This is a genomic window from Paenibacillus sp. KACC 21273, assembly GCF_028736095.1.
Classification (GTDB): domain Bacteria; phylum Bacillota; class Bacilli; order Paenibacillales; family Paenibacillaceae; genus Saccharibacillus; species Saccharibacillus kyungheensis.
Genome location: NZ_CP117876.1, coordinates 4,359,209 through 4,372,460 on the forward strand (window position 1 = coordinate 4,359,209; position 13,252 = coordinate 4,372,460).

At 40.7% G+C, this 13,252-nt stretch carries 8 protein-coding genes; 5 read left to right on the forward strand and 3 right to left on the reverse strand.

The window, feature by feature from the left end; all coding sequences use genetic code 11:
• Entirely contained in the window at nucleotides 1-1,311 is a 1,311-nt protein-coding gene (locus PQ460_RS19130) for a glycoside hydrolase family 125 protein (protein WP_443147170.1), read from the forward strand.
• Nucleotides 1,308-4,418, forward strand: coding sequence for a glycoside hydrolase family 2 TIM barrel-domain containing protein (locus PQ460_RS19135; protein ID WP_274170791.1), 3,111 nt, complete (start codon nucleotides 1,308-1,310; stop codon nucleotides 4,416-4,418). Before PQ460_RS19130 ends, PQ460_RS19135 begins: the two co-directional genes overlap by 4 nt.
• A 96-nt stretch (nucleotides 4,419-4,514) precedes the next feature.
• On the opposite strand, the gene PQ460_RS19140 is transcribed toward PQ460_RS19135, so the two are convergent.
• The gene (locus PQ460_RS19140) at nucleotides 4,515-6,704 is read right to left on the reverse strand and encodes a glycoside hydrolase family 52 protein (RefSeq protein ID WP_274170792.1); all 2,190 of its coding nucleotides are present in this window, start codon (nucleotides 6,702-6,704) and stop codon (nucleotides 4,515-4,517) included.
• 160 nt (nucleotides 6,705-6,864) lie between these two features.
• On the opposite strand from PQ460_RS19140, the gene PQ460_RS19145 reads away from it, so the two are divergent.
• The 3 genes from PQ460_RS19145 (at nucleotide 6,865) to PQ460_RS19155 (ending at nucleotide 10,088) form a co-directional block, all read left to right on the forward strand.
• Nucleotides 6,865-7,794, forward strand: a complete 930-nt coding sequence (locus tag PQ460_RS19145) for an AraC family transcriptional regulator (RefSeq protein ID WP_274170793.1) — start codon at nucleotides 6,865-6,867, stop codon at nucleotides 7,792-7,794.
• A 130-nt stretch (nucleotides 7,795-7,924) separates the two neighbouring features.
• Nucleotides 7,925-8,989 carry a mannonate dehydratase gene (gene uxuA / locus PQ460_RS19150; protein ID WP_274170794.1) on the forward strand — a complete coding sequence of 355 codons (1,065 nt, stop codon included), beginning with the start codon at nucleotides 7,925-7,927 and terminating at the stop codon, nucleotides 8,987-8,989.
• Between the two features lie 196 nt (nucleotides 8,990-9,185).
• Complete coding sequence (locus tag PQ460_RS19155) at nucleotides 9,186-10,088, forward strand: SDR family oxidoreductase (protein ID WP_273616239.1); 903 nt, start codon at nucleotides 9,186-9,188, stop codon at nucleotides 10,086-10,088.
• Nucleotides 10,089-10,290: 202 nt separating this feature from the next.
• Here PQ460_RS19155 and PQ460_RS19160 read toward each other — a convergent pair whose 3' ends face one another.
• Together PQ460_RS19160 and PQ460_RS19165 are read right to left on the reverse strand one after the other, a co-directional pair.
• Nucleotides 10,291-11,601, reverse strand: coding sequence for an MFS transporter (locus PQ460_RS19160; RefSeq protein ID WP_274170795.1), 1,311 nt, complete (start codon nucleotides 11,599-11,601; stop codon nucleotides 10,291-10,293).
• A 368-nt stretch (nucleotides 11,602-11,969) separates the two neighbouring features.
• Nucleotides 11,970-13,199 carry an RtcB family protein gene (locus PQ460_RS19165; RefSeq protein WP_274170796.1) on the reverse strand — a complete coding sequence of 410 codons (1,230 nt, stop codon included), beginning with the start codon at nucleotides 13,197-13,199 and terminating at the stop codon, nucleotides 11,970-11,972.
• Nucleotides 13,200-13,252: the final 53 nt, after the last annotated feature.

Sequence of the window (13,252 nt, forward strand, 5' to 3'; positions counted from 1 at the left end):
ATGAATACTCAGCCCCCTTTGCCACTGACAACAGCAATGAATACGTATATTCAGCACATTGAACAACAATTGGAACATCTGCCTGTATTACAGGGGATGTTCCATCAGTGTTATGCCAATACGTATGAGACGACCTTACAACGATTAGCCGATGGCAGTACATTTGTGATTACAGGCGATATTCCAGCGATGTGGTTACGAGATTCCACAGCTCAAGTACGGCATTATTTGCCTGTCGCTGTGCATGATACTGAAGTGGCTGATATGATCGCAGGTGTAATTCGTCGCCAGATCTTTTATATCGGGATTGATCCTTATGGAAATGCTTTTAATATCGAAGATAATGATCATCGGTATGATATCGATCTGACAGAACTAAATGGCTGGGTATGGGAACGTAAATATGAGATTGATTCCCTTTGTTACCCGATTCAACTTAGCTATTTATTCTGGAAAGCTACAGGACGTACAGATCTATTTGATGAATCTTTTCGCACCGTGCTCCACCGGATTATCGATCTCTGGCGTTGTGAACAACATCATGATGATCATTCTCCTTATGTATTTATGCGTGAAGATTGCCCTCCTTCAGATACACTTCGTAATCAAGGTAAAGGTATGCCTACTTCATATACAGGTATGACGTGGTCAGGATTTCGCCCTAGTGATGATGCCTGTACATTTGGATATCTGATTCCATCTAATATGTTCGCCTCGGTTGTGCTTGGTTATATGGCAGAAATTGCAATCGACATGTATCATGATGAGCGTCTGGCAACCAAAGCTTTGCGTTTACAAGAAGAAATCGATTTTGGAATCGAAAATTACGGTACTGTAATTCATCCGCAATATGGCAAAATCTATGCCTATGAAACAGATGGACAAGGCAATCATAATCTAATGGATGATGCCAATGTCCCTAGCTTATTATCTATTCCTTATTTGGGTTATCGTGCTGTCGAGGATAAGGTATATCAGAACACACGTGCATTTGTATTGAGTGAGCACAACCCGTATTATTTTACAGGTATAGCCGCAAGTGGAATTGGTAGCCCGCATACACCGACTGATTATATCTGGCATATTGCGTTGTCGATGCAAGGACTCACTTCGACCGATCCGTTAGAAATAAAATCAATTCTTGATACTCTGGCTAGCACTCATGCCGATACAGGCTTTATGCATGAAGGATTCCACAAAGACGATCCTACAAAGTTTACCCGCCCGTGGTTTGCATGGGCAAATAGTTTATTTGCTGAATTCGTTAGCCAGTACGCACTTCAATCCAGTAAGGAGCCATCTTCCCTATGAATACGACCATTCCTAGCTATTGGAAAGACCTGAATGTATTGCAAGTGAATCGTGAACCTGCCCGATCTTATTATATTCCGTATGCTGATATACCAAGCGCACATACTCGTCAACGCGGAAAATCTCCTTTTTACCAGTCTCTAAATGGAGGTTGGCAATTCCGTTATTATGATACAGTGCGAGATGTAGAACCTGCTTTTTTTATGCCAGAATATGATGTACACGCATGGGATTCTTTGCTTGTTCCTTCTTGCTGGCAGACCAATGGATATGATCAACAACATTATACGAATCTTAGTTATCCGTTTCCTTGTGATCCTCCTTTTATCCCAGATCAGAATCCAGCCGGTGCTTATGTAAAAGAAATCCGCTTGCAACAAGGCTGGCAAGAACGAGAATCGTATATTGTATTTGAAGGTGTTCAATCGTGTATGTACTTGTGGATCAATGGACAGTTTGTCGGATACAGTCAGGGTAGCCGTATGCCTGCTGAATTTCGTGTTACTCCTTATTTACAAGAAGGGGTGAACCGTATCGCTGTACTGGTACTAAAATGGTGTGATGGTTCTTATCTGGAAGATCAAGATATGTGGCGTTATAACGGGATTTTTCGCGATGTTTATCTGCTGACACGTGACTCTCAACATATACGTGATGTGTTTGTACAGCAGTCGTTGGATTATGACTATGATCATTACCATCAAGCCCGACTCGATATCCAATTGGAATGTTCTACACTGGTAACAGCGAACGAACATCTGGAAGTGCAAGCGATTCTGCTGGCACCGGACGGCTCCGAATTGTTAACGACAACTGCTTTAGTAGATCAGGCTGCAACGGTCACTATGGAGATCACTCATCCCATTCTTTGGAATGCAGAATCTCCCGCACTGTATACTTTGTATATCAAATCCGGTCAAGAAGTTCTGCGATTTGCAGTAGGTTTACGTCAGATTGAGATTACAGAAGATGGCGTATTTCAGATAAATAAACAACCCCTTAAATTAAAAGGGGTAAATCGTCATGATTCTCACCCTGAGCTTGGACAGACGATTCCTCTTCAACATATGCTGACTGACCTACAGTTAATGAAACAACATAATATTAATACGATTCGAACTTCTCATTACCCTAATGATCCTAAATTTATGGAGTATTGTGATGAATATGGCTTCTATGTTATCGATGAAGTCGATCTAGAATGTCATGGTATCGGTATTCCTGAAGATTTTGCTGATGGGGCTTTTCATCAATTATCGGTCAATCCTGACTGGAAAGAATCCTTTGTTGAACGTGCAGTACGCTTAATCGAACGCGATAAAAATTTCTCTTCTGTAATCATGTGGTCAATGGGCAATGAGTCAGGTTACGATATCAATCATATTGCGATGGCTCGATGGACACGCGAACGCGATCCTTCTCGTCCAGTCCATTATGAAGGTGCGGCTCCTATATACAAAGGGCATGAAGATGTAAGCGTTCTGGATGTAGAGAGTCGTATGTATACTTCGCCTGCTGATATTATTGCGTATGCTAGTGATAACAACAATACCAAGCCTTTATTTCTTTGTGAATACAGTCATGCTATGGGAAATGGACCCGGTGATCTCAAGCAATACTGGGATGCTATTTATGCTTATCCCAAATTGATGGGTGGCTGTGTCTGGGAATGGGTCGATCATGGTATTGCTCAAGTGAGTGCAAACGGACAATCGTATTATGCGTACGGAGGAGATTTTGGAGATAAGCCTAACGATGGTCATTTCTGTATCGATGGTCTGGTGTCGCCTGATCGTAAGCCACATGCAGGATTATTAGAACTCAAACAAATCATGGCTCCTGTGCGTATTGAATCGTTAATTACAGTAGAAGGAAATACACGCTCTGCTATCGGAAATCAATTTAGCATTACCAATCTATACGATTTCACCGATGTATCTCACTTGGTAATACACTGGAAAATCGAAGATGAAGGTCTGCTTATCGAGCAAGGAACTATACGTATGCCTGCTATCGCTCCACAGCATTCGGCTACGATCACTGTTCCTACTTCTGCTCTGCAATACAATACTCATCCTCTGCGCTATCTTACATTCTCTGTGCTGACAAATACAGAACAGGTATGGGCGCCGATCGGTTATGAGATTGCATTTGCTCAATTCTATATTCCTATTGATCCTGTAGCGATAACAGAGTTTTCTACCAAGAACGATTCTGAATATCATCTATTGGTAGATCATCCGTTACAGACTAACGAATCTTATGGACACTTAGTTATTGAAGGTATAGATTTCCGTTACGTCTATGATCTGGAACGTGGACAATTTACAGAATGGAGCAAATCAGGAGTTCCATTACTGCAACAGCCGACAGCATTTACTATCTGGAGAGCACCGATTGATAACGATATGCATATCAAAGAAAAATGGTTAGATAACGGGTACGATCATCTTGCAACCAAAGTGTATAATAGCCATTGGTCATGTGTAGCAGAGCAATCAGTGATCATTACTACTTCTTTTTCACTGTCTTCTTATAGTCAATATCCTGTGTTGCGTGGTGAAGCCTGGTGGACGATTCAAAGTGATGGCAGACTAGAGTTCAAAGTCAAAGTCAGTGTACTGGATACCGCTCCATTTCTACCCCGGTTTGGCTTATTGCTTGCTATGCCCGCAGGAACGGAATATATAGATTATTTTGGACGTGGCCCGCATGAAAGTTATATAGATAAGCATCACAGTACACGTTTTGACAAATATAAGAAAACGGTCGATGATCTCTTTTACCATTATATTATGCCTCAGGAAAATGGATCACGCTTTGAAACGCAATGGATGAGTGCTACGCAAGCGATGGGTGCCGGGCTTTATTTTACAGGTTCTCAACCTTTTTCTTTCAATGCTTCTCATTACACGACAACAGACATCATGCAAGCAAAACATACTTATGAACTGATTCGCCGACCAGAAACGTTTATCCATCTGGATTATAAAATGAGTGGCGTTGGCTCAAATTCTTGTGGACCTCAACTGGCTGAAAAGTATCAATTACAGGAAAAAGAGTTTGTTTTTGATATGCAGATTATGCCTTTTTTTAAAGAAGTATAGTGAAAAGGATTAAATCTTAATCCTCTGTGTAGTCTTAGCAGAGAAATAGATTTAATCCTTTTTGTATAGATACTATTATTTGAAAGACTTTAATTTCTATATCTGAGCTGATGTTATGGGGTGAGATAAGGCTTCAGGTGTACGCAGTTTACCGTCCCCTTTTTCCCATAACCAGAGGATCGAAGTCACTCCGCGTGGATAATATTTGCTACCGCTAATAATGCCGGATATAATCTGGTCACTCCAACACCAGTAAGAATACTCTGGATGAGTCAGCCATTCCACATGAGCAGCATCTGCTGTAAGTCCCTGTTCATCCCATGTTAACCCCATAATCTCACGTGCTATAAATTGTGACAGATAGATTTTACTAAGCCATGAATTGTTACTTGTCGATGATAATTTCCAAGCGCCATTATCAAACAAACATGTTCCTTTGACCAGTACAGTATTCAAATGAGTATGCAGTGCTTGAAGATAATCTGCAAATCGTCCATCACGTTCAAGCGCTTTGGCACAGCCTGTGAAATAAGGAAATACCAATCCTTCGATCGCTGGAATAATCTGCGAATCATTGCCTTCGCCTATAACTGCTGGAATATACCCTTGCTCATTCAAATGAGCCGTTACTGTTGCGGCGCAGCGATCTGCTTGTGCTCCTGCTTGCTCTGCATATTCCGTCTGACCTTCCTCAACAAATAATTTTTCTAATGCCAAGTAGACTGCCCAGCATTTACCTGCCAGATAAATATTGTTACGAGATTGACCGAGCGATACATCTAGACTGTCATACGTTGTAATCTCAGCTCCGCCTTGTGTACGATCGCTATCTAATCCCATCAGACCGTTACGTTGTTCTGGATCTGGATGATCCCGATTAAGCATACTTTGCAATCCATCTTGCAGTATATTCATATATTTTTGCTTAAAATCATGGTCTTTGGTCTGCTCGATATATGTTAATGCACAGCAGAGCCAGTTGATCAATTCTTCATGACTCATATAAGAGAAACAATCATCAATCCCTGCTAATTCATAAGCTGAATACTGTGGACGAGAAAAATGATTGGCTATACCAACATCATGTGTAAAGGATAACCCCCCCGGATAGGCTGTCCGATCTTGTGGAAAGCACACTTGATCATAATAGCTATATCGCTCCACAAAAAGTTCTAATTCATTACGTACAGTCCATGGATTCATAATCAGTTCGTAATACAATTGATCAGCAGTAAGATCGAGTGTATTCATCATCCGGTATTCACCTTCATTGACGATCCAGAGCGGTTGGTGATCGACTGTCTGTAACAATTGAGTACTGCCATAATAACTATGAATCGATTGTGCCACCATAAAATGCTGATCTGGATTAAGCTTATTACTTTCACCAATCCACTTATTCGCTTGTTCACAAGCATCAATCAACGATTCCCAGTTGTGTAGCGCATATGTACCTACTTCTTCTATACGCTTAAAATAACGGGTGTAATAATAAGAAGTGTCTATTCCTGTAGTCACTATTCCATCTCTATAAAAGCAGATCGCTAACCGGAAAGTACGCTTTTGCCCTGCGGGTACATCCATCAGGAGCGCGCCTACAATCCCTAGACCAAAATATAAATTATTAGCAAATGTTTCTTGCAATACTTTTTCAATACCAAATCCAAGTGCTGGTGTTACCTCTGAATCATCGCATAGAATGGCTGTCTGTCTTCCTTGTCCTACTCCTACATAGGAGTCATTTGCTTGATCATCTGCTCCGCTAATGACACGCATTGAGCGATAAGGATCACTTCCTTCATATCCAAAAAAAGATCGTCTGCTTGTTTTACCTTCTGTATTATCAATCGTCATTTCGGCAAATACAGCAGGCACGATAGCTGATTGGAGTTCTTCGTCACTTGCATGTGCAGGATCAGGAACAGGACGCACAGAAGAATAAATTTTAAAAGTAAGATCGCCAGCTGTCCATGTATCTGTAGCTATATCTAAGGTACGCTCGATTTGTTCGTCTTGATACTGAACTAACGATATTGCTGACGAATCATTTGTCTGTTTCTCCTTTTCTACATCATAACGAGAACTTTCATCTTCCACTTGAGTAAAAAAAGGTAGTGCTTCATACGTAGATCCATCTCTTGATTGTAATCCGATATAGATATTCTCATCCGCTGGTTTGCCAAGTTCTAGACCCAGTCCTCCTTTGGCTCCTTTGAATCCTAATGTAAAGCTAGCAAATGCACCGATTGGAGAATGTTGTACATTATAAAATGAATTTTTTATCATTTCATGTAACCCCTTTCATTTTGATAAGTATCCGTGTATGCTATCAGTAATTACCTTAATAGTTCAGATTTATCCTAACAAACTACATTCTGTAATACCATTTCCAAATCGCTCCACTATTTACCCAAATCAAGCATTATAGTGAGATTGGAGGTTGTCCATGTCTACTTCCTTTATTCCACCCGAATGGGGACAAAGTCTAGCTGAGACCATTTTTCCCGATGTGCAGACAACAATGAATTTGTTCGGTATTCACTTGCGTACTGTCAGTACAGATTGGCAATATCCTATTCACGATCATCCACAATATGAGATTAATTATGTGTTAGAAGGTCAACAATTAATGACTGTTGGCTCTCAAAGCTATGTTCAGCAAAAGGGCGATCTGATGATTCTTCCACCCGGTACTTCTCATTCCAGTCGCACGATCGAAGGACAGTCTTTTACGTATTTTTGTATTCATTTCGATATTGATGATCGTTTATTTCTATCTTTGTTAGAGCGATTGAATCAAGTCATGTTCAAACAATCCAGTGCAGTAGCTCAAGCGATGCAACCATACTTACTCAAAATTGCCAATCCTATCGAACATACAGATGAACATATCATTACGCGTCGAATGCATCTGCAAGCTGCGGTATTTGAATTGTTTGGTGTCCTCTGGGAAGCGATATCTAATGAAGCGGCTGGTCTTGCTCCTGCTAGTTATGCTCATGTCGAGATGGCACATCAGATTGCTGCTCGATTGCAAGGGATAGCTAATCGAAATATTGCTCAACTGGAAGCGACTTCTGATTCTCATTATGGGATTGATGATATTGCAGCAGAACTAGGTATCAGCCCTTCTCATTGCAATCGAATTTTTCATCAGGTATTTGCGATTTCTCCACGTAGCTACTTATCTAATCTTGTGCTTCACAAATCCAAATTATTATTGTCCGATCAACGAATGTCGATACAAGATATCGCTTCGATTTTGGGGTATCGTGATATTGCTCATTTCAGCAGGCAATTCAAGCGCTGGTCGGGTATATCGCCCAGTCATTATCGCAAAAATCAAATGATGATGCCTTCCGAATGGAAAGCCTAACTATGAACTTGCTCTCCTACTGGCGGGCAAGTTCGTTGTTGTGTAATGAATATTCTTACTTTATTGTTATAGTTATACTTATTTTATACAATTCAGGATATGCACTATAAACGTTGGAGGTGTTATCGTAATGAAAATGGTATTCAGATGGTTCGGCGAGCATAACGATACCGTCACATTAGATCAGATTCGGCAGATTCCCGGAGTCGAAGGCATTGTCTGGGCACTGCATGATGTGCCTGTTGGTGAAGTATGGCCGCAAGAACGGATTCATGAGATTCAGGCGACTGCCAATCGTTATGGTCTACATACGCATGTTGTTGAGAGCGTTAACATTCATGAAGATATCAAGCTTGGATTGCCTTCACGCGATCAGTATATTGCCAATTACAAACAAACCATTATCCATTTGGCTGAAATTGGGGTACAGGTCATTTGTTATAATTTTATGCCTATTTTCGATTGGTTACGTACCGATCTACATCGTCCTGCGGCAGATGGGTCTACTTCTCTTTTTTATGAGAAAAGTAAAATCGAAAATATCGATCCACTGGAATTAGTAGCCCAGATCAATGCCAATTCTGCGTTAACGATGCCCGGCTGGGAACCTGAACGGTTAACCCATTTAACCGAATTGTTCAAAGCTTATGAAGGATTTACCGAAGAGGATTTGTGGAATAATTTACAGTACTTTTTGGATGAGATTATTCCTGTCGCTGAAGCAAATGGTATCCAAATGGCTATTCATCCTGATGATCCACCGTGGTCAATTTTTGGTCTGCCTCGTATTATTCGCAGTCAGGATAATATTCGGCGCTTTTTGCAAATGTATAATAGTCCGTCACATGGCATCACATTATGCAGTGGTTCACTTGGAGCTAACCCAGAAAATGATATTGTATCGATGGTACATGAATTTGCAGATCGAATTCCATTTACCCATTTGCGTAATGTCAAAGTGGAAGAGAACGGCGATTTTGCAGAAACGTCTCATCGTACACAAGATGGCACAGTGAATCTAACAGGGATTGTACAGGCATATCAAGAAGAAGGATTTACAGGATATTGCCGACCGGATCATGGCAGACATATCTGGAATGAAGAATGTCGACCGGGTTACGGGTTGTATGACCGCGCTTTGGGTATTATGTATCTATGGGGATTGTGGGATTCATTTCAATATAAGCATTCTTGAACGTTGTAACACCCAAAGAAGCACTATGTGAAAGGAAGGGATACCTTTGAGCCAATCTTTTACAGGAAAAGACGATCATCATAAACCTACTTCAGATGTAGAAACAGATACATTATTCGCTGCCGATGTCCCTCCAACCGTGCCTACCAAGCCTTCAACAGGGAATGCGCTTGTAGACAAAACGTTACGTGAAGTGATTCGTTCTGCTGAAAAAACAGCCGGCGAACCACCTACCGAGACAGAAGCCAGTGAACTTCCACTACACTCTCATCTTAAAGGCAAAGTGGTCGTAATTACAGGCGGAGCAGGTGTATTATGTCGCACCATGGCTTACGAATTGGGACGACAAGGATGCAAAATTGCTATCTTAAATCGTACATTAGCCAAAGGTGAAATGGTAGCAGCTGAGATTCGGGATGCTGGCGGAGAAGCGATAGCAGTAGCCTGTGATGTAACCAAAGAGGACAATGTGATTCTAGCAGAAGCTACAGTGATGGCTGAATTTGGAGCTTGCGATATTCTTATCAATGGTGCAGGTGGGAATCATCCTGATGCAAATACGACAGAGGAATCTTTTCGAGAAGAGCATCTGAATGATGTCTCCAAACAGACTTTTTACGATATTGGACTCAATGGATTCCGCGATGTACTTGATCTGAATATGATCGGCACATTGATTCCTACCCAGATTTTCTCACGTAATATGATCCACCGCGAAGGGGCAACAGTGATCAATATTTCGTCCATGAGTGCATATTCGCCAATGACCAAAGTACCGGCGTATAGTGCTGCCAAAGCCGCAATTAATAACTTTACCCAGTGGTTAGCTGTACATTTTGCCGATGCAGGGATTCGGGTAAATGCGATTGCCCCTGGATTTTTCTTAACCGATCAAAATGCGAAAATGCTTAAACACGAAGACGGTTCTTATACTGAACGTGCTGATAAAATTATTACTCATACCCCGATGCGTAGATTCGGTGAACCGTCTGATCTACTGGGTACATTACTCTGGCTTGCCGATTCGCAGGCGTCTGGTTTTGTAACTGGTATTACCGTTCCTGTCGATGGTGGATTTATGGCGTACTCAGGCGTATAACGTTGTAACGATTCTTATAAAGACTTGAATAAATTTTATTCATTTCATCACTATACAAAAAAGCCTGTTCATTATTCCCACACGATGCGGAGTAAGAACAGGCTTTTACTTTGTTTGCTAGAGATCATGGTCAATAAACCTTGATAATAGATTATTAGCTTTTCGAACAAAATTAGATCGTTACGATGATGCTACAAATCAATCAATATTTTGAAGTCGCCAACTTTTTATCCTGTAGATAACCTTCATAATCTTCGCGGAAAATAGCACGGCTGACAAAGCCCATAATAATAGCGGCGAGTGTTAAAAGACCTGCGAGTAAATACATATTGCTCATACCGAATGTATCGGCAAACCAGCTTAACAATAACATCGCTATCGCAAATGTAAGATTACTCAGTACACTCCAAGCGGACATCACATTAGGCGTTTCAGCAGGTGTTAAATTTTGCTGAATCAATGTCCGACGAATCACTCCTGCGATCTGTACCGGTAAGCCTGACAAGCCGATCAATATCAATGCAATCAATGGTACCGTATTATAAGCAAAGAAAATCGTAATAATCACATAAGCCAGTAGGCTGATTAACATCACTGGAAACGCATTTTTTTGTAGCTTTTTCACTCTGGCTACAACAAATATTCCTCCTGCGATCGATCCTACAAAAAAGGAAGCATTCATAAATCCCCACCAGCGTGCATCTTGATGTAACACTTGTACTACAAAAGCAAGTACAAATGCACCAATCCATGCCGCTCCACCAAGTGTATCAATATTATCGATAATCGCTAACATTCGAACACGACGATTGCGCCCTAGCACTCTCCATCCTTCCGATAATTGCACCCAACGGGAAGTGGTATTTGCTGGTGATTCAGAGATTACTTCTGTTGCTAGAGTATCTTCGGCTGTAACAGCAATCACTGAAGGCTCTGTACGCGGAGAAGCATAAGGATCGCGGATAAATGCGGTAAACACCATCGCTAACAAATAACAAATTGCTGCTATCCACATCGTTGGAATTGCGCCAATAATCGCTACAATCAGACCACTCAATGCCCAACCAGCACATTTGATAATCTGATCACTAATCGACATAAATCCATTTGCTCTCATAAGTCCTTCATCATACGCTAACCGCGGAATCAAAGCATTGCGCGCTGGGTCTGTCCATCCATCTAGAAAAGACATCCCGAATACGATCAAAAAGATAATCAAATACGCAGGTGTCGTTGTACTATTTAAATAAAAGATCAAACCTGAAAATAATACAAATTGCCCGAATTGCGATACCATTAATATAGAAGTCAGACGGTATTTGGCTAATACCAATGGAGCAATTAATCCGCTCACAATCTTAGATAACATTCGAAATAATGGAATAAGAATCGTGGTCACAAGCGAACCGGTGGCTGTAAATACGAGCGTAATCAGACTCAGTAAATATACAATATCGGCAATATTCGAAACTGTCTGTGTCCCCCACAACATATAAAATGATTTTCGAATCAATAGCTTCGCTTCCTTTCTTATAATGGAATAATCAATGACAGGCACTTCAACATCATATACAGGTATAGTGTATGTATATTCATTTTTCAGGATAAATTATGTATAAAATAAGTTTTAATTTTTGTGAAAATGCCCATTATTTAGTATATGATTTTCTTTTTCGATTTGTCAATTTTAAGTATCATAATCATATGTTATATTATGCTACATTCATGAATGAGTTACAAGAACATATTAGACTATTTTGCACTTATTTTCTATATAAAAATAACGTAATTAAGTAATTAAAAATCAATAAAAAAGACTTTTACTGCTGTGATGGCAGTAAAAGTCTCTTAGGAAAGTGCAGCTATATTCTAAATACGATATTAATCTTTATACGGATCAAATTCATTTGCGCCTGCCATACATACACCGATTGGTCGAAGTACATGCAGAATATCTAATGTTTCTTGATGAGCATCCAGTACAGTCTGTAGCTTACGATATGCAAATGGACTTTCATCGGTATCGGCTCCACGTAATTCTACGCCAAAATCAGCGACTGCTGCTTGCATCTGTTCCGGACTAATCTGTCCACCGGAACGAGTGCGTGTTTTCCAATTCATTTTCCCTGCCGCCTGCGTACGACTCATTACTCGTCCTGCACCATGAACCGTACTATAGAAGGAATCTTTATTTTCAAGACTGTCTTTACCGCGTACAATTACCGAGATATCTGCCATACTTCCACCGATAAATCCTAACTGACCGGGTGCAGAAGGCGTAGCGCCTTTACGAATAACGATCGTTTCTTGATCATTATGCATTTCTTTCCATGCAAAATTATGATGGTTATGCACTTCAAAATCCGCTTCTGCTCCTAACACTTTCAGCACTTCTTGAATGACATAATCACGACCTGCATAAGCATAACGTCCAGCAAGCTTCATCGCGCGGTAATACATATCTCCTAATTCATCATTCATATTTAGCAGTACAGGCGGTTGATCCATATGTTCACCGGGTGCTTTGGCAAGAAATTCTCGTCCTGCGGCTAAATTAAGAAATCCACTGGCTGTTTTGTGTCCGAATCCACGACTTCCAAAGTGATTCCCGATCCACAGCTTACCACTAACAGGCTCGACAAATAAATCGACATAGTGATTACCACTACCTACTGTTCCTAATTGATTATGAGCTAATTCTTTTAACAGATTATGCGTTTTGAGATCACCTGCTGTTTTGTATATATCCCAATCAGGATCATCGAACAATTCATGATCGACTTTATGTTTGTTATTACGCCCTACTCCAAATGAAATCGTATTTGCAATCCCATCCATAATTTTGCTGATATTCGGCAATACATCTGCCGCCATCAGATTGGTGCGCACAGCTTTATTTCCGCAAGCAATATCATAACCTACACCTGACGGAGAGATTTGCCCATCATAAGCTACCACTCCACCGATCGGTTGACTATATCCTTTATGATGATCTGCCATTAATAAAGCTTGGACGACATTGCCGGTTTGCGCGCAAGTTACCGCTTGACTTAGTGCGCCTGCATCTGGTTCACCCCAGACACGTACACCATCTATGACTTGAAAAGCCACTGTATTCACACTCCTTCAGTGATTTTGAGATTATTTTAATCGTTAATTTAGTT